The 16,176-nt window shown below is 44.3% G+C and carries 17 protein-coding genes and 1 pseudogene; 4 read left to right on the plus strand and 14 right to left on the minus strand.

Features of this window, described 5'->3' with window-relative positions:
• Window positions 1-479: 479 nt before the first annotated feature.
• From ACTJKB_RS30180 to ACTJKB_RS30195, 4 genes are read right to left on the minus strand one after another with little or no spacing between them, the layout of a single operon-like run.
• Window positions 480-860: a LytTR family transcriptional regulator DNA-binding domain-containing protein gene (locus ACTJKB_RS30180; RefSeq protein WP_074100695.1), complete on the minus strand. Its 381-nt coding sequence runs from the start codon at window positions 858-860 to the stop codon at window positions 480-482.
• 12 nt (window positions 861-872) lie between these two features.
• A complete protein-coding gene (locus ACTJKB_RS30185) occupies window positions 873-1,010 on the minus strand; it encodes a cyclic lactone autoinducer peptide (RefSeq protein WP_440837934.1) in 138 nt (45 codons plus the stop codon).
• On the minus strand, window positions 1,007-1,537 hold the full coding sequence (locus ACTJKB_RS30190; RefSeq protein ID WP_440837935.1) for an accessory gene regulator B family protein: 531 nt from the start codon (window positions 1,535-1,537) through the stop codon (window positions 1,007-1,009). The genes ACTJKB_RS30185 and ACTJKB_RS30190 overlap by 4 nt, the downstream gene beginning before the upstream one ends.
• Entirely contained in the window at window positions 1,530-1,973 is a 444-nt protein-coding gene (locus ACTJKB_RS30195) for a hypothetical protein (RefSeq protein WP_440837936.1), read from the minus strand. Before ACTJKB_RS30195 ends, ACTJKB_RS30190 begins: the two co-directional genes overlap by 8 nt.
• Window positions 1,974-2,287: 314 nt before the next feature.
• Between ACTJKB_RS30195 and ACTJKB_RS30200 the strand changes: the two genes are divergently transcribed.
• Entirely contained in the window at window positions 2,288-2,716 is a 429-nt protein-coding gene (locus tag ACTJKB_RS30200) for a hypothetical protein (RefSeq protein WP_440837937.1), read from the plus strand.
• 350 nt (window positions 2,717-3,066) lie between these two features.
• Here the strand turns inward: ACTJKB_RS30200 and ACTJKB_RS30205 are convergent, their stop codons facing one another.
• The 5 genes from ACTJKB_RS30205 to ACTJKB_RS30225 form a co-directional block, all read right to left on the minus strand.
• Window positions 3,067-3,204 carry a hypothetical protein gene (locus ACTJKB_RS30205; protein WP_440837938.1) on the minus strand — a complete coding sequence of 46 codons (138 nt, stop codon included), beginning with the start codon at window positions 3,202-3,204 and terminating at the stop codon, window positions 3,067-3,069.
• Between the two features lie 374 nt (window positions 3,205-3,578).
• Complete coding sequence (locus ACTJKB_RS30210; protein WP_440837939.1) at window positions 3,579-4,268, minus strand: metal-dependent hydrolase; 690 nt, start codon at window positions 4,266-4,268, stop codon at window positions 3,579-3,581.
• Window positions 4,265-5,506, minus strand: a complete 1,242-nt coding sequence (locus ACTJKB_RS30215; RefSeq protein ID WP_440837940.1) for a multidrug effflux MFS transporter — start codon at window positions 5,504-5,506, stop codon at window positions 4,265-4,267. Before ACTJKB_RS30215 ends, ACTJKB_RS30210 begins: the two co-directional genes overlap by 4 nt.
• Before the next feature lie 151 nt (window positions 5,507-5,657).
• The gene (locus ACTJKB_RS30220; protein ID WP_440837941.1) at window positions 5,658-6,293 is read right to left on the minus strand and encodes an FMN-dependent NADH-azoreductase; all 636 of its coding nucleotides are present in this window, start codon (window positions 6,291-6,293) and stop codon (window positions 5,658-5,660) included.
• Window positions 6,294-6,331: 38 nt separating this feature from the next.
• A complete protein-coding gene (locus ACTJKB_RS30225) occupies window positions 6,332-6,715 on the minus strand; it encodes a tautomerase family protein (RefSeq protein WP_440837942.1) in 384 nt (127 codons plus the stop codon).
• A 124-nt stretch (window positions 6,716-6,839) separates the two neighbouring features.
• Between ACTJKB_RS30225 and ACTJKB_RS30230 the strand changes: the two genes are divergently transcribed.
• Window positions 6,840-9,368, plus strand: coding sequence for a tetratricopeptide repeat protein (locus ACTJKB_RS30230; protein WP_440837943.1), 2,529 nt, complete (start codon window positions 6,840-6,842; stop codon window positions 9,366-9,368).
• A gap of 425 nt (window positions 9,369-9,793) precedes the next feature.
• Here the strand turns inward: ACTJKB_RS30230 and ACTJKB_RS30235 are convergent, their stop codons facing one another.
• Window positions 9,794-10,705: a LysR family transcriptional regulator gene (locus ACTJKB_RS30235; protein ID WP_440837944.1), complete on the minus strand. Its 912-nt coding sequence runs from the start codon at window positions 10,703-10,705 to the stop codon at window positions 9,794-9,796.
• 937 nt (window positions 10,706-11,642) lie between these two features.
• On the opposite strand from ACTJKB_RS30235, the gene ACTJKB_RS30240 reads away from it, so the two are divergent.
• Entirely contained in the window at window positions 11,643-12,122 is a 480-nt protein-coding gene (locus ACTJKB_RS30240; RefSeq protein ID WP_440837945.1) for a GNAT family N-acetyltransferase, read from the plus strand.
• 250 nt (window positions 12,123-12,372) lie between these two features.
• Here the strand turns inward: ACTJKB_RS30240 and ACTJKB_RS30245 are convergent.
• A pseudogene (locus ACTJKB_RS30245) lies at window positions 12,373-13,069 on the minus strand (aldo/keto reductase); the annotation flags it as partial.
• A gap of 178 nt (window positions 13,070-13,247) precedes the next feature.
• Here ACTJKB_RS30245 and ACTJKB_RS30250 point away from each other — a divergent pair.
• A complete protein-coding gene (locus ACTJKB_RS30250) occupies window positions 13,248-13,727 on the plus strand; it encodes a TetR-like C-terminal domain-containing protein (RefSeq protein WP_440837946.1) in 480 nt (159 codons plus the stop codon).
• Between the two features lie 532 nt (window positions 13,728-14,259).
• Here ACTJKB_RS30250 and ACTJKB_RS30255 read toward each other — a convergent pair.
• The 3 genes from ACTJKB_RS30255 to ACTJKB_RS30265 all read right to left on the minus strand — a co-directional run.
• Window positions 14,260-14,658 carry a hypothetical protein gene (locus ACTJKB_RS30255; RefSeq protein ID WP_440837947.1) on the minus strand — a complete coding sequence of 133 codons (399 nt, stop codon included), beginning with the start codon at window positions 14,656-14,658 and terminating at the stop codon, window positions 14,260-14,262.
• A 25-nt stretch (window positions 14,659-14,683) separates the two neighbouring features.
• On the minus strand, window positions 14,684-14,899 hold the full coding sequence (locus ACTJKB_RS30260) for a hypothetical protein (RefSeq protein ID WP_440837948.1): 216 nt from the start codon (window positions 14,897-14,899) through the stop codon (window positions 14,684-14,686).
• 521 nt (window positions 14,900-15,420) lie between these two features.
• The coding region (locus ACTJKB_RS30265) for a transposase (RefSeq protein WP_440837949.1) at window positions 15,421-16,176 on the minus strand (756 nt) is incomplete at its 5' end.

Here is a 16,176-nt window from a genome sequence, read left to right on the forward strand (position 1 = left end):
CGGCTCCGGTATCCGAAAATATGATGTAGTCATAATGGATAATTCCTTGAAGGTGCTGCTCCACAGGTGTGAGGACTGCGTGCCGCCACCGAAGGAAAGAACATGGTATATGCGATCCCGACCGAGTACAGGGTAGGGGTCATAGGTTCGAACCCCATCCGTCCTATACGTGAAAAGCCTTGGTTATCAAGGCTTTTTCTTTTTGTCAGACTGTTGTCATAGAGACTCTACTTATATAATGGTGCCATTTGGGTGCCCTGTAGTAGACTAAAGTAAAAGTGGTGCCGATTTGGGCACCACTTATTTATTATCCCTCCAGCCATTTTAGAAAGACATCCTTAGATACCTTGATCATTCGGCCAACACGGACGATATGAAATTAATTGGAGTTAGTGAGCTCATAGGTTTCCCTTTCTCCGATATCTACAATTTGCTGGATATCCTATGCACAAAAAAATAGCTACCCCGAAGGATAGCTATCAATTAAACACTACTGATGATTTTGATTCCCTCACAAGTTGACAAACTTTTTTAATTCCGCTTTTTGACATCGTGCAATATTTTGAATCCTTCGTCCGTTCTCGCTCGAAGTAAGCGACCTTCAATAAGTCATTGATTTCCACGATGTTCTGGATATTTATACTATTATTGCGATCAGCCAAGTAGAAAGTATACCCCGACGCATTTAACACCCTTGTCCAATATTTAAGCGTGCCGGTTGTGTAAAACACAGAGTCTAAAGTGTGCAATAGTATGGTGCTTGACGAACTATTTGTACCAAGGAATATTATATCATCCCCTCTTACAGGCACGAGCCCTGATCGACCTTCTACATCTTTAGTTGCGCTTATAGTACACATACTTACCTCCAACTATTTCAGCAGTTCATCAGGCACTTCTGGCTGATTGATATATACGATACTAGCAGTCGTAGTAACAAGAATTGTAGCCACCGCCAAAAGAGTAGATGCCAACTTGTAAACAGTTTTACGGTGTAAATTTTTAATCATAATGATTTCACCCCCCTCCAAGAAATTAACAAACTAATGGATTGAGCAAGGAAACTAGCTGCGATCACAGGGGAACAAAGTACGATATTAGATACAATCAACGCCGCTGCAATAATCTTAAGTTTTGTCCAGTGACGCTTTGGAATCCGGGTCTGCCGCTCTATTCCAATAGGAGCCAGCCATAAAACAAGTGTGAGGCTCACCACGTTCATTATCTCGGCATACATGTTGCTTACATTCACATAGGATAAGAGTGTAAATAACAAAGTGGTAAACAATACACATGCCGTCCCAGATTTGAGATGCATACCACCTGATACTTGTCGCAGTAATGCGAAGGAAATCAATATCAGCCCAACTTCAGCCGTTCGTCCAGTGAACAGTGATACTACAAGGGTCAGTAAAATGATGAATGATACATTGAGAATCACAGCAATAGCAAACTTAAGCACCGCATGAGAAGCTGGATGATCCGAAACTGTATTCTTAATCCCAGTTGCCAATCTTGTAGAAATAGCGTCAATCAATGTCTTCCTCTGCCTCCTTGTGAACTGCATAGTAGAGTAAAAATACCATCACTGCAGCAAAAAAAAGTATGTTGACAAGCAAATCGTTATAATAAAATACCACCGAAACGAAGACCAGGAAGATGCTAATTAGCATGATCATCAGCACATCCTCAAATTTAAGGCGTAATCGCTCAAAATCGAACTTGAATCCCCAGCCAATTTTATAAAGCCATATTGAGAGCAGTATGACTATAAATCCGCTTGCAAACTGCAGCAAATACCCGTCCGAAATATCTTTCTGAGCAATTGCGATTGATCCGAACAATAGCTTTGCCAGACCCGTTTGTAGAAACGCATAGACCACGTAACCCAGTACTGTAACAATCACCGACCAAATCAATGGTATTCTTACAACCACTGTAAAAAAGACGGCAAATAGCAAAATAGTTATCAATGGGACGAGATACGAAAGTGAAAACTCATTTCTCATTATGTAACTCTGTAGATTGATTAATAACACCATGAACAAGGCCTGCCAAATGTAACTTTGGAATCTAAACCGGAATAGCGACATTATTAGACAATATACAGAGATTGTCTCAATCGTCGAAAACACCATATATCCAAAAGGCTCCCAGGACATAACTACACCGCCTACACAGTAATCTTTCGATATAATTATATATCCTGATACTAATCCCGTATAGAAATATATTCCTGTATCTGATAGACCTTATTTGTAAATTATTATCGATTTAGGGAGATATCATGAAGAAGCCATTTTATAAGCGCTGGATCTTTTGGGCGATTGTTATCGTAGTAGGAGGCATAATTGGGCTGACCACAGGCAATGATGATCCAGCAGAACAGGCGGCCCCTGCACCTACTGAAGAGGCCCAGCCGGCTGTTGTTGAACCTACGGCCGAAGCGTCTGCTGGTCCAACCGCAGTTCCTATACGGATATCAAGCGCTACTGAGGGTATCGATTACTGGCCATTGACGGTTCGGATTTGCATATCGCAACGGACCGGCCCCGATACGGACACCTATTTCCAAAGTCAACCGAATATGAAAGGCTACAACCTTCTGCATTTGAACGCAGCCTATGACTTATGCAACAGACTTTACGTAGATGCCATCGTTCAGCCACGAAGGTTGTGTAACGAGGGAAAGGCAAGAAATGGCATGCGGAGTTGAAACGTGTGCTCACTGAGAAGTGGGGGCCAGATCATTTTATGTATAGATCACCATGACTGCTTAAAATTTCAAGCAATTGTTTTTCTCGTTTTTCAGCATGCTCCCTGTAGATACTCGGATCTCGTTCATATTTTATTTTTAAAGTTCCCATATAGATATCACCTCACTTTCAATATAAGAGCATTTTTACTCTATACCATATATTGGGATGTAGGACTCTGTAAATTGATGAAACAAGAATTTCACAGCAGACGGCAGAATTTTATTCCTTTGCTGGACAAAAGCAGAAGTGGTTGCGTTTCTTTTAGCGAGTTCGCGTACTCATTCATAGATGTAACCTCCTTGTTGTTTCAAGGGGCTTCGCCACACATTTCCATTTGCTTGTCAAGTATTTTTTGTGCAAAAAAAGAGCGGGCTATCTTTTCGATAACCTGCTCTTTTTCATGATTTTTAGCTCTACGCTTTAACTTAATGACATTGCTCACCATCCTCCCCATTTCTTTGCTAAATGCTTATTGATGAGCTGGTTTTATCCATTTTGAATGGGGATGAAATATTTTTGAGCGATGAACTGGTATCTTATTTTTAGTCACTCAAAAGAGATCATCACTCCCACTTAGATATTCATCTAATCGGAAATGGGAACATGTTCTTGTCCCTCAGCTTGTGTATAACTTGTGTTCGTTATGTTCGTTATTTTTGACGGAGGACAACTCGACATCACTTGACAGCACAAGTAAGCGCCGTAAATAATGCCATGCAACCTCTCGAATTAACATAAAAGGAAGAAATCCTGCAGCCATTTTCCAAACATACAGGGCGATGGCTGCAACATTTCTTCCTTCCGGTGTCTTATTGATGTTCAGGATGACAGATGGATGGCTTCTCCGGGTTTAAGGACGACCCCTACTCCTTTCTTAAGGAGCGAGGCGAAGTACTGCGGGTCTTGTTGAATGAACGGGAACGTGTTGAAGTGGATCGGCACAACTTGTTTGGCTTGAAGCCAATCTGTGGCTACGGCGGCGTCTTCCGGTCCCATCGTATGGTTGTCTCCAATCGGGAGAAAAGCCAGATCAATGTCGTTGCGTTCCCCAATAACTTTCATGTCGTAGAAAAGGCCCGTGTCACCTGCATGGTATATCGTTTTACCTTCGGCTGTGAACAGAATTCCGGTAGGCATTCCCGTGTAGATGATGGTTCGGGTCTCCGGGTTAATATAACTAGAGCTATGGAAAGCCTGAGTCAGCTTCACTTTTCCAAAGTCGAAGGTGTACGCCCCGCCGATACTCATGGCATGGGTTCTCGCTCCTTCCCATCCGAGCACATCTGCCAGCTCTGCCGAGGCAATAACCAATGCGTTGTTTCGTTTCGCGATGTCTACCGTATCTCCTACATGATCCCCGTGACCGTGGGTCAACAGGATTACGTCTGCTTGTATACTGACCGCGTCCAGATCGGTACTTGTGTTGCCTGTAATAAATGGATCAATCAGGATGGTAGTGCCGATTGTTTCGATTTTTACAACGGAATGTCCATGATAGGATACTTTCATTTGTATTCCCCCTTTGATCGAATTGCTGATGCCGGGTTTCTTCGGATTAACGTGAGGTAACAAATGACTGCGGCGATGTTGGATAACGCGACGACCGTTCCCATAGGGATGGCTGATTGACCTCCCCCGATCCCGGTAAGAGGTGCCGCGAGTCCGCCTAGCACGAATGAGATCAGGCCTAACAGCGCAGAAGCGCTCCCGGCGGCTTGTCCATAGTTCTGCATCGCGAGGGAGAAGCCTGTCGTAGTTACCACGCCGACGCTGGATACCACGAAAAATAGCGGCACTAATACCGCGTATACCCCCCCACCGCTCAATAACACCCCGAATAACGCCAAGCCGCTAATGGTTGCAAGCATAATTCCACTGACGAAAAGTGTATACCCGCTTATTTTGCTGGACAGCCTACCCGTAATTTGCCCAGCGATGATCAAGCCAACCCCATTCAGCGCGAACAACATGCTGAACAATTGCGGCGAAGCACCAAATAAGTCCTGAAATACGAACGTGGAGCCTGAAATATACGCAAACATCGCAGCGAGGACGAAACCTTGTGATAAGGCATAACCCATAAAGGTCCGGTCCCGAAGCAGGGTGCGGAACGTAACAATCGTCTCTTTCCAGCCGCCCTTCACTCTGTCCTTCTCTGACAATGTCTCTTCCAGACTGGTGAAGACTGCAACGAACAGAGCCGCAGCAATAAGACTTAACGCTACGAATACGCCCTGCCAGGAAGCCACCCGCAGGAGCTGCCCGCCGGCAATCGGCGCAAAGATCGGCCCGGCCCCGTTCACCAGCATCAGGAGTGAGAAAAAGCGAGTCAATTCGGCCCCCGAAAAGAGATCCCGCGCCACCGCCCGGGAAATCACTACGCCGAAGCTTCCAGCCAGGCCCTGTACAAATCGCAACGCGATAAATGACCAGATGGTCCCGCTTAAGGTACACCACACGGATACGGCGATATACAGGAATAACCCCACAAGCAGTGGCCTGCGCCGTCCGTGCATATCGCTCAGCGGTCCGGCTGCCAGTTGCCCGAACGAGAGTCCCAACATGCAGGCAGTCAAGCTAATCTGTGCCATGGAAGGTGATGTCTGCAAATCGCTGGCTAGTGTCGGCAGCGCGGGCAAATACATGTCCAGGGAAAACGGGGCGAGCGCAGCCAAGGCACCCAATATGACCGCCACCCCTGCTCGTTTCCCCGCTTTCAGCCCTGCTTGTGCCTGAAGCTCTGTCATGCTCTTTCACTCCTTGAATTCACCAAATATGCCTTCGATACGAAAGCCCATGAACACCTCCATGAGGGCCCATCCAATGCTCGTATCTCGGATGAGCGATGGATGGGCAGAATGTTGCGAAGCATATGCATCGTGTTATCTAAATGTAGTCTTAGAAGTTTTTGGCGGCTATGCGTGCTTTCTCAATCGCATCGGCTTTGATTTGTGGAGCGCGGCCTCCTGCAGTGGATACTCCTTCTATAAACAGATTATCGAAGTCGGTGATGCCTACGAAGTTCAGCACGGTTTTCAAATGACGGCTCCCGTTCTCCCGATCCGCCACAGGTCCTTCCGAGTAAATGCCGCCGGTAGCTTGGATATGGAATGCTTTTTTGTTTTCAAGCAGGCCAACGGGACCGTTCTCTGTGTATTTGAAGGTTTTGGCTCTGACGCAGAAGGAATCAATGTACGCCTTCATTACCGGAGGGTAAGAGAAGTTCCACATAGGTGTTACGAACACATACTTGTCTGCAGCAACGAATTCATCAAGCAATGTATTCAGCTGAGTCAATTTTTGTTGTTGTGCGGCAGTCAATTGATCGAACGAACCACCATTCTGAAGGGTTCCCCATGCTTCCCATACGTCAACGTCAATTTGGGGAATGTCGCGTTGATACAAGTCTACATGGACTACTTCATCTCCCGGATTACTTTCTTTGTAAGCTTGTACGAATTGCTCTCCGACGGAAAGGCTGTAAGATGCTTCAAGGTTGCCGGGATGGGCAGTAATATAAAGTACAGTTGACATAATTAAAACTCCCCCTCTAATTAAGTATAGTTTGTGTATTACACGATGAACGGAGCGATGCCGTTACCGTAAGACCAGTTTTCTTTGGTGACCTCAACCAGATTGATGAACACGTCTTCCGTTCTAATGTCGCACTGCTGATGCAGATGCTCGGCTAATGCCTCATAGAACTCTTTCTTCACTTCGGCTGACCGGCCAGCATTTAGAGTGATCTGAACGATTAGAAAACCGTCACTTCTATTAATATCCAGGCAATTCGGATCAAAGCTGAAATTGGCACGGTCAAATTCTTCTACAATCAGAAAGCGATCGTTCTGGGGGACGTGTAGCTTGTCCACAATCGTCTGCAAGACGACCTCTCCAATACGGGCTTTCTCTTCGCTGGAGCGGCCTTTCAATGTGGTAATGCGAGTCAATGGCATGTGTGTTACCTCCTTGTTGTTGTTGATATTGCTAATTATATCTGTTAGAATCCAGAACACGAATGTACATGAGTTCGTGTTTGTTCGTGTGAAGCTGCGGAAACTATGGAATTCAGGTGATAGGATGGAAGACGGGAAATTGTCAAAAGATTGGCCTCATGAATGGATCAAAAAAATTCGTTCCAGACCTGCCAGGCACGGCTTATCCAAGCGGATGCGGCAAGTCGACTTGGCACGGCGGGTCGGCGTTGATCCGCGAACCGTGCAGCAATGGGAGAATGGAGACCGCCTCCCCAGTGTGGGCAGTCTCAAACTAATGATCCAAGCGTTTTGCGAAGAAGGGCTTCTCCTGAAAGCCGATCCGCGTCAAGAGGCGGAGGAGCTTTGGGATGCTATAAAGCGCTTTTCGGAAGCGCGGTCAGCGACCTCACGGGAGTTTCCGGATTTCGACGTTGCCTGGTTCGACACATTGGTTACTATGGAAGGGATAACACCGAAACCAACAATTGCCGCGCCGCGGGCTTCAATCGCGGCAGCACAACGGCTGCCAAAGCTCCCTACACTCTTCGTTGGACGAAGTCTAGCCATGGCTGACTTGAAGGAACGGCTGAATGCTCACTCCTTGGTCTCTGTCGTGGGTCCCGGAGGAATAGGCAAGACGTCTCTTGCTGTTCAGGTGGCTTCAACGCTCGGGGGAACGTACCTGCAAGGGATATGGATGTTTGAATTCGGCTCTGTCAAAGAACCGCAAGACTTGGGCCAGTTGCTACTGTCCACACTAAGGCTGCAGAACCAAGCAAACGGGACCGATCTTCAAACGATACTGGAGGCCTTGTCCGACCAGAAAATGCTCTTTATTTTTGATAACTGCGAACATGTGATTGACGCAAGCGCGTCTTTGGCTGAATCACTTCTTGCATTCGCGCCGGGGCTGACGATCCTTGCCACCAGCCGGGAACCGCTCAATATTCCCGGGGAATCTGTCTACCGGCTTCCTCCGTTATCTTTTCCTGCGGACGAGCATTTGCTCCAGGAAATACCCGAACAGGAGATTATAGCCTTTGAAGCCGTGCAACTATTTTTGGAGCGGGCGCATATTGCTGCGCCCCAGTTTCAACCCACGTTGCCGAATCTCAGGCTTGTTGGCGCTATTTGCAAGAAGCTGGAGGGAATCCCGTTAGCCATTGAGCTAGCGGTTGCCCGAATGAACATGCTGACACTGGAACAAATCAAGGAACGCCTGGAGAATCTGTTGACATTGCTGACAGCAGGCAAACGAACAGCTGCGACCCGGCAGCAAACGCTCAAATCCACAATTGATTGGAGTTATGAATTGCTGACCGGCAAGGAACGTCTGCTGTTGAGGCGGCTTAGCGTATTTGCGGGAGGGTTTACTTTGGAGGCGGCGGAAGCGATCTGCATCTGTGAGCCCGGAATGCCTGAGCGGGAAGATCGCATCGCTCGCGAAGACATGCTCGACCTGTTGTCCGGCCTGGCCAACAAGTCTCTCGTATCTATCGAGATCGGTGAGGATTACCGCTTCATCCGCTATTTCATACTGGAAGCTATCAAGGAATACGCAGGCGGGAAGCTGCAGAAAGAAACCGACAAGCATAAGAGCCACCAGCTTTCTGAACGCCATGTTCGTTATTACAGTCAATGTTTGGTCCGTGCGGAGCCCAAGTTCAGGACTCGCGAACGCGAAGCGTGTATTGATGAAGTACGGCGGGAATATGCGAATCTGCGTTCTGCCCTGGAATGGTCGTACTCCAATCCGCATGCCCATTCATTCGGGCTTCACATGGTCTCGAACCTCTATTGGTTCTGGCTGCACGAAGGCAGGCTGAAGGAAGGATTGTTCTGGCTGGATCGCTTTCTGGATAACGAAACACACGAAGGACAGCCTGGCACCGATTCCGCAAAGGCCTTGCATGGAAGTGGTGTCATTCAATTTATCCGTGGAAATGTTGAAGTTGCCATGCATTTGGCGATCAGAAGCGTGGAACTCGCTCGCGATTTGGGAGAAAGCTCTCTCCTTGCCTCCTCCCTTCGGCTGCTCGCGTTTCTTCACATCAAACAGAAACGCCTTGAGGAAGCCGAACCGTTGGTACAGATGAGCGTTGATATTGCTAGAACCACGGGCGATTTGTGGAATTTAGCTTCCTCATTGCATGCTTACGGGAAGCTCCGATTAGGGCAGAATAATTATCTTGAAGCGTCTAAGCTCCTGAATGAGAGTGTGCATTTCTTCGAAGCCGTCCAGGACCAATGGGAAGTATCCGGTCCGTACGAAAGTCTGGGGTATTCCGCCCTGAAGCTTGAGCAGATTGCTGCTGCTATTGAATATTTCAAAAAATGCATCGCCGCAAGCCAGATCTACAGAGGTTCTTGGATTCTATCGCGCGGTATTGAAGGATTAGCCATTGCGGTATGTGCTAAGAAAGCCTTCACCGAAGCTGCAATCCTTCTCGGAGCTGCTGAGAAAGGCCGCCAAAGCTCTGGCGGGGAGACCATGCCCAATTTTCCCGCAGAGCATGAAGAGGTAATTCTTGATCTTCAGCATGTTTTTTCTGAGCAAGAATTGCATGATTTGTGGAGTACAGGTACAGAAATGACACGTTCACAAGCGCTTGCGTATTCACTGGAAATTTAGGCGATAAGCAATAATAAGAGACGACCATTTTCTGAAGATCATAATGAAAACGGTCGTCCACTTTTGCTAACTTTAATATTTGGATACCACCTGACATTGAGGAGTATCATCTATAGTCACTTGTTGCCTGGATTCAGTTGCAGGTGGATGTGTTCTCCCATTCCTGATACAAAAGCGACGCGAACCTTGTATGAAGGACGTCCTATGTTGAGTCTCAGTTAAGGTGCCGCAGAAAGTACTCTTGATTATCACTTTTTTCAAGCTTTTGAGCTTCATCCTCTTGGCGGGATTTTAGTTTATATCCAAATTAGAAGTGAAGGCCGCGGTAAAGGTGGAAACAGGGTTGTCGCATCTCCCTCCATTCATCCCCCATATACATCGTAAGCTTAGTTGCTACTATGGAGGAGAAAATGTAACTAATTACCTTAATAAATAATTTCCTCACATGACCAGTCTCTTGTGTGTTTCAATGTAATTTCGATAAACTTTGATAGAGCGGGGGAAATCCACTTGTTTTTATGATAAACAACTTGGGCTGAGATCTGTTTATGATCACCTTCGCAAGGAATAACCTTTAATCTTCCATCCTTGATTTCAATATTCACAGTTATTAATGGTAAGTAAGCAATACCTAGCCCACTCATTACACAACGTTTTATCGCCTCAATACTCCAAAGTTCCATCGTGTTGGAAAGTACGATTCCTTTTTCTCGAAGGTATTCTTCAAACATAGTTCGATAACTGCATTCTTTCTCATTCGTGATCAAACACTCGCTTAACTTCTGATTTTCATAGCTTTCATCTAAAACAATCAGCGAGTTGTCAGGACTTGCAACAAGCACAATAGGTTCGTCCGATAAAGAATGTACGATTAAATCTGAATCCTGAAACTTTGGTACCATAAGAAATGCAATATCTGCACTACCATTAAGTATTGCTCTCTTGTTATCTCCGCAAGTAGCATTACTTAAAATTATGCTAACATGAGGGAACTTCTTTTTATATTCTCTTAATATAGGTTCTAGTCGGTAAACCGTTAAGGATTCAGGAGCCGCAATCCTTACCTCTCCTCTCATTTCATCACCATCATTTGTAATGCTTTCGATTTTCTCGTAAGTATCCAGAATTTCTTGAGTATAGTGCAATAATTTCTTGCCTATATCAGTCAATCTTACCTTTCGACCCATCCGATCAAATAGAGGTGCACCCAAATGTTCTTCAAGTGCTTGAATATGAGAAGTGACCGTGGATTGAGTGTAACCTAAATGTTCTGCTGCTTGTGTAAAGCTACCCAATTGAATAACTTTTTTAAATGTAATAAAATGACGTATTTCCATCAGTTAACCAACTTTCAATTTAATCTCACTTCTATAGTATCAAAAAAATCAATGGATAACTTCTTAAAATTCAATTTTACTAATAATTAGTTTCGGGTTAATCTTAAGGAGATTTGAAAACAGAAGGATATTATGTAAAAACGATTCTGGGACGGCCTTTTAATTAAGTTATTTACAACACTAAATAGTTAGGGAGGAGAAAGGACATGACGGAGTTAAAATCAAAAAAATCCCCTAAACTGGGATGTGTTAGTGTCAAAGCGTCAAGGTCTCATTAGAGATTACCTGAGGGACAAGATTTGCTGAAGCTGGTGGCAAATACGGCCACGCTTATCTATGGAGAGCAATACGCAGTCCTCATTGATACATTTCTTACTGTTAAAGAAAATCAAGCATTGGTAGATTGGGTTGTCTAAAGTGGTAAAAACTTAACACAATCTATATCACTCATGATCATGGTGATCATTTCTTTGGTATAAAGATGCTTTTAGATTGTTTCCCTGATGCAAAAGCGATAGCAACTCCAGGTGCTGTCAAAGCCATGCAAGAACAAATATCTCCTGAATCTTTCTGGCATAACCTCTTTCCTAGTGAGATACCTGAGTATCTAGTCGTCGCTCAGGAACTTGAAGGAAGTGAGTTTGAGCTAGAAGGACAAGAACTTATCGTAGTGAATACTGGGTTTACTGATACTGGAGATACAACGTCTCTACACATAATCCTAAAATTATCGCCGAAACACGAGATTACATCCGAGAGTTTAACCGATTGAATGAAATAACGGAAACAGCACAGGAACTCTACCATAAGATGTTAGAACACTATCCAAATAGAGCTAATCCAGGTGTACTTTGGGGAGCAGCAAAAGCAGCTAAACTTAATAAAAGGTATATATAATAGCATTCTTTCTAATAAACGCGGTTGGAGGGGTTAATAAATGATTACGGTTTACGATGATAGTTATAAAGAAGAAGTCATTAAATTAATATTGCATGTACAGAATGTCGAATATAAAGTGGGTATTAGTCTTAAAGAACAACCGGACATTCTGGACATTCATACAAATTATATAAATGATGGCGGTAATTTTTGGATAGCGTTAAATGAAAACGAAGAGGTCGTAGGTTCAATTGGTTTGCAAAAGAAAAACAAGGAGGTTGCTGTATTAAAGAAATTTTTTGTTTATAAAGACTACCGTGGCAAAGAATTTGGGACAGGTAAAACGCTTTATGAAGCTCTGCTTGACTTTGCTAAGAAACAAGGTTTCTCTAAGATCATTTTAGATACCCCATCTAAAGCTACTAGGTCACACGGTTTCTATAAAAAGGTTGGATTTAAAGAGATTGATAAAGAGGATTTGCCAATTAAATATGATTATCCTGATCGCAATTCAATTATATTTCTATTAGAACTATAACAAAAAATGGAATTCTCCAGACTACCAAGATAGGTTTGAGCGCATCTGGAGTTTAATCAAACAGGGTCTTTGAATCAAAATTCCCAGTTGGCTCTTCTACTCTATTTCCTCGATTGATATTAAAAGTAAACATTGTTTTTGTGCAAAGAATAAAAGCAAAAAACATCTACCAGAGTTGAATGGCTGATAGATTTCCTTTGATTTTTCACCAATACTGAGATTGCGGACTCAATAGTGTCTTATCCCACAATTACTGATGGCCTACAATTCGGTGAGGTACGTAAGGTTCTTCTAACGATGAGATCTCCTCAGATGTTAGCGAGATAGAAATTGCAGATGCAGCATCTTCAAGATGTGAAATTTTAGTAGCTCCAATTATGGGTGCTGTTACCGGTTGTTTTTGTGCAGCCAGGCTAATGCGACCTGTACGCGGGAAATTTCGTGACGTTCTGCAATAACATCAACCTGATCCACGACCAATTGATCTGCCGCTGCTGTAAAATCATATTTTTGTTTCGCAACTTGATCCGTTTCAGATCGATAAGTTAATTCCTTTGGATCTCTTGTTAGTCTTCCTCCTGCAAGTGGACTATAGGGGATTACGCCGATTTGTTCAGCTTTGCAGAGTGGCAACATCTCCCTCTCTCTTCTTCCCGATATATGAGGTTTAGGTGATTTTGCATGGATACAAACCGAGTCCATCCACGCTTCTCAGCTACAAAGAAATTGCCAAGCATACATTGCGGAAGCACCAATGTATCTTACTTTTCCAGACTTAACTACGTCATGTAAAGACCCATAGTTTCCTCAATCGGCGTATCATAATCCCAACGGTGAATTTGATATAACTCTACATAATCGGTTCCTAGTCGCTTCAGGCTCTTATCTATCTCGGACATGATTGCTTTACGAGAAAGCCCTACGCCATTGGGCCCCTCGTGCATACGCCCAGCATCTCAATACCGTTGTTCAAAATAACATTTTGCATATCGAGCCCTCCTCTTTATACTCTCGTATGGAATAAACCTCACTTGTGTATTATGCTAATAAAGTCAGCAATCGCAATGGCCAGATACGGAGCCTTTGCGGAATAAGTAACAAAAACAAAGATTTTGAGGTATAAGTATGGGAGGTAGGGATCGTGCATGTCTAAAGTGGATCGACGGATCGCAAAGTCGCAAGAAGCGATCAAAAAAGCAGTCAAGAAATTTCCGACAGAGCAAACGTGAACCGCAAGATAAGCTCGTTGAAGAACATATCAATGAACTCCGGGAAATCTGCTATCCCCAATCCCCTTCGGATGAAGTCAATATCACCTGGTTTGAATACTTTGAAAGAAATTATGCATTTTTTTCAGCTTTACTGACGAGTATAGGGGCTTCCTTCTTCCGCAGCAGATTCCTTGATTTTGTTATTGAGGATATTCGCACTGGGTGGGAAAGAATCGAGGGGAAAAAGAACGGATTAAACGAGGACATCATGATCCATTTTTTTGCACCAGCATACGTAGGACTCGTAGAGTGGTGGTTTACAAATGGCATGCCCTATCCACCAAGCGTTATGCATAAACAAGCGGAGTTTATGTTAGACATGAATTTGTCATAGGTTCCAAAATGCATAATTATCGTAAAATGACATTCGATCACATGACAGTATTAAACTTAGAAGGCGTGGCGAGCTTGCGTCGATACTGATGATATGGTTATTGAACAGAAATTTGTTATTCCACAAGCATGTCCATCACGCGCTTTCACACCTTTCAACATATACATTTAAGGTATTTACAAAATGACTATTGATCCGAACGGCTGGACTGACCAGCGCTGGACCGAAAGCCGCCGCCTAATACGAACATATGATTGCCTTAACAGTTGAAGGTCTGCAGTTCCTGACTGCATATTAAAAATAATTAGAGGTCGTTCTACGAGATGGTCGACTTCTTTTTTTGTATTCGGCATATCATATGTCTTTATTCGAGGTATTTTACTATCAATAACAAAGCTATCCTTTTTTGAGTTCAGTACGGTCATTCGGACTGAAAAATCATTTAGATGAATATCAAATCAGCAATAGTACCAAGTTCTTGTCCAATTTCGGCAATCAAACTAAGTTCTTGTCCTGCGCAAAGGACAAGAACTTAGTTTGATATAACAGAAAACCCGCGCTGGGCGCGGGTCCTTATGGGATTATGTTCTTGTCCACTGACATTCCATACCTTGGCTGCTTCTTCTTCGGCATCTCTAATGATTTTTTGGTAAGCGGCTTTATCCTCTTCAGATCCCTTAATGAGTTCACAATCCGAAAAGTACTCGAAATCATTGCCGAACAAATGATAGATGCTGTCCGGTTCTTCGCTTCCTTCTTCGAACATCCCAGCACATTGATCGACACCTCCGCCCAAATCATCGTCATATTCAAACCACTGAGAGGTCATCATGACAGTTTTGCCTATAAGATGTTTTGAATTATGATCTTTACACCATTGCTCCCCGAATTTTACACTGTCGCCATTCTCAAACTTTATATTTTGCTCCACGCCCCGTCCTCCTTCATAGTTTGCGTCATTCAGGCAGCTCGACTACCGTACACATAAAACGTGTTCTCTTATCAAGCCCTTCTGCTGCTCTTTCTGCCATTTTGCGAGTACGATACTTTTTAGCGTCCATATCGCCTGATGCTGTCACTGGATAGGTCTCTCGTTCACACTGGTATGTTCCGCCAGCGTAAAAATCTGCATGTGTACTTCCCACATCACGGATCACAACCGCAAACGCCATTTTCTCACTTCCCTTTGGTGCGCTATATGCGTCAACGGTCCAGTACTCTCGTACTGTTCATCATCCAACAGACTGTCGAGGGTATTAAGCTAACGGACAGTTTACTTAATAACTCGAGCGTAGTTAATAAGTTGAATTGTAAAGCACACTAATATATGGTATAATTTTGAAGTTCCGACTTGTGTTTTTAGCTATGTTGTCTTAATGACAAAGGGGGTAAATCCCGAATTCCCGACCAAAAGTATAAACGCCTGCATTCCTTTCTTTCTTTTATTTGTTTTTATAATTCTATTGGAGGTGTTGAATATGCAAACTAAGAATACCGGAATCCAATCAACTTTGACTGTTTGTGTATCAATGTTTTGTGGCGTTTTAGGGAATAAATTATATGAGGCTTATAATAGCCTCCATAGCTAAGAACATAAGGTGGGGGCTGTCTCATAAGTAGATTTTCAAAAATAAGAAACAGCCCCTATGTATTCAAGAGGCAGTACAAAGACAACAAGGCCGCGATTCTCCTGTTATTGGAGAATCGCGGCCTTGCGTTTTTGGTCCACCGTGGCTTGCTTCAGCATATTATGGGCAAGCGAAAGCCAACCGACCTCAAGCGTCACTTTTTCCATGCCGCGAAGCAGAAAGCGCCGGAAACCCCGGTTATTCTTCAGTTGTCCAAATACGCTTTCCGGTTCCGTCATTCGGCGTACGGCCAGGGCATAACCTTCCTCGCTTCGCAGGATGTCCCGAGCCTGCTTCTGGTACCGCAGCCTCTCCAGACTGACAACCACTTCCCGATTTCCTGCTGCCTTGGTGCAGCGTTCCTTCAGCGGACAGCCTTCGCAGCTTTGGCTTCGGTAATGACGTTTGTGAATTTCATATCCGCTTTGTAGTGTCTCCTTGCTCTCTTTGCGAAAATGCAGCGTTTCCCCAGCTGGGCACGTCCATGTATCCTTGGTTTCACTGTACGTCCAGTTCTCCACCTTTCCGACATTCTCTTTCCAAGCTTTGCTCTTTTCTTTGTGGTAGCCGCCGTATTTCACGACCGCTTGAATCTCTTCCTTTTCCAGATAGGCGTAGTTTTCTTCACTACCGTAGCCTGCATCCGCAATTAGCGCCCTCGGAAGTTTCCCCAGGATCTCCCTCGCCTTTTCTAGATGCGGCTGTAAACAACGGGTGTCCGTAGGTTTCCGGTGTAGACTGTAGGCTAAAATAAACTGGTTTTCCGTTCCGATTTGTACATTGTAACCCGGTTTGAGTTGACCATTTCGCATGTGGTCTTC

Origin of the sequence: Paenibacillus sp. 22594 (assembly GCF_052044425.1) — a bacterium.
Taxonomy (GTDB): domain Bacteria; phylum Bacillota; class Bacilli; order Paenibacillales; family Paenibacillaceae; genus Paenibacillus_AQ.

Coding starts and splice junctions, on each gene's coding strand:
- ACTJKB_RS30180 (WP_074100695.1), bottom strand. CDS start 860: ATGTGTACTATAAGCGCAACTAAAGATGTAGAAGGTCGATCAGGGCTC.
- ACTJKB_RS30185 (WP_440837934.1), bottom strand. CDS start 1,010: ATGATTAAAAATTTACACCGTAAAACTGTTTACAAGTTGGCATCTACT.
- ACTJKB_RS30200 (WP_440837937.1), top strand. CDS start 2,288: ATGAAGAAGCCATTTTATAAGCGCTGGATCTTTTGGGCGATTGTTATC.
- ACTJKB_RS30205 (WP_440837938.1), bottom strand. CDS start 3,204: ATGGTGAGCAATGTCATTAAGTTAAAGCGTAGAGCTAAAAATCATGAA.
- ACTJKB_RS30210 (WP_440837939.1), bottom strand. CDS start 4,268: ATGAAAGTATCCTATCATGGACATTCCGTTGTAAAAATCGAAACAATC.
- ACTJKB_RS30215 (WP_440837940.1), bottom strand. CDS start 5,506: ATGACAGAGCTTCAGGCACAAGCAGGGCTGAAAGCGGGGAAACGAGCA.
- ACTJKB_RS30220 (WP_440837941.1), bottom strand. CDS start 6,293: ATGTCAACTGTACTTTATATTACTGCCCATCCCGGCAACCTTGAAGCA.
- ACTJKB_RS30225 (WP_440837942.1), bottom strand. CDS start 6,715: ATGCCATTGACTCGCATTACCACATTGAAAGGCCGCTCCAGCGAAGAG.
- ACTJKB_RS30230 (WP_440837943.1), top strand. CDS start 6,840: ATGGAAGACGGGAAATTGTCAAAAGATTGGCCTCATGAATGGATCAAA.
- ACTJKB_RS30235 (WP_440837944.1), bottom strand. CDS start 10,705: ATGGAAATACGTCATTTTATTACATTTAAAAAAGTTATTCAATTGGGT.
- ACTJKB_RS30240 (WP_440837945.1), top strand. CDS start 11,643: ATGATTACGGTTTACGATGATAGTTATAAAGAAGAAGTCATTAAATTA.
- ACTJKB_RS30250 (WP_440837946.1), top strand. CDS start 13,248: ATGGGAGGTAGGGATCGTGCATGTCTAAAGTGGATCGACGGATCGCAA.
- ACTJKB_RS30260 (WP_440837948.1), bottom strand. CDS start 14,899: ATGGCGTTTGCGGTTGTGATCCGTGATGTGGGAAGTACACATGCAGAT.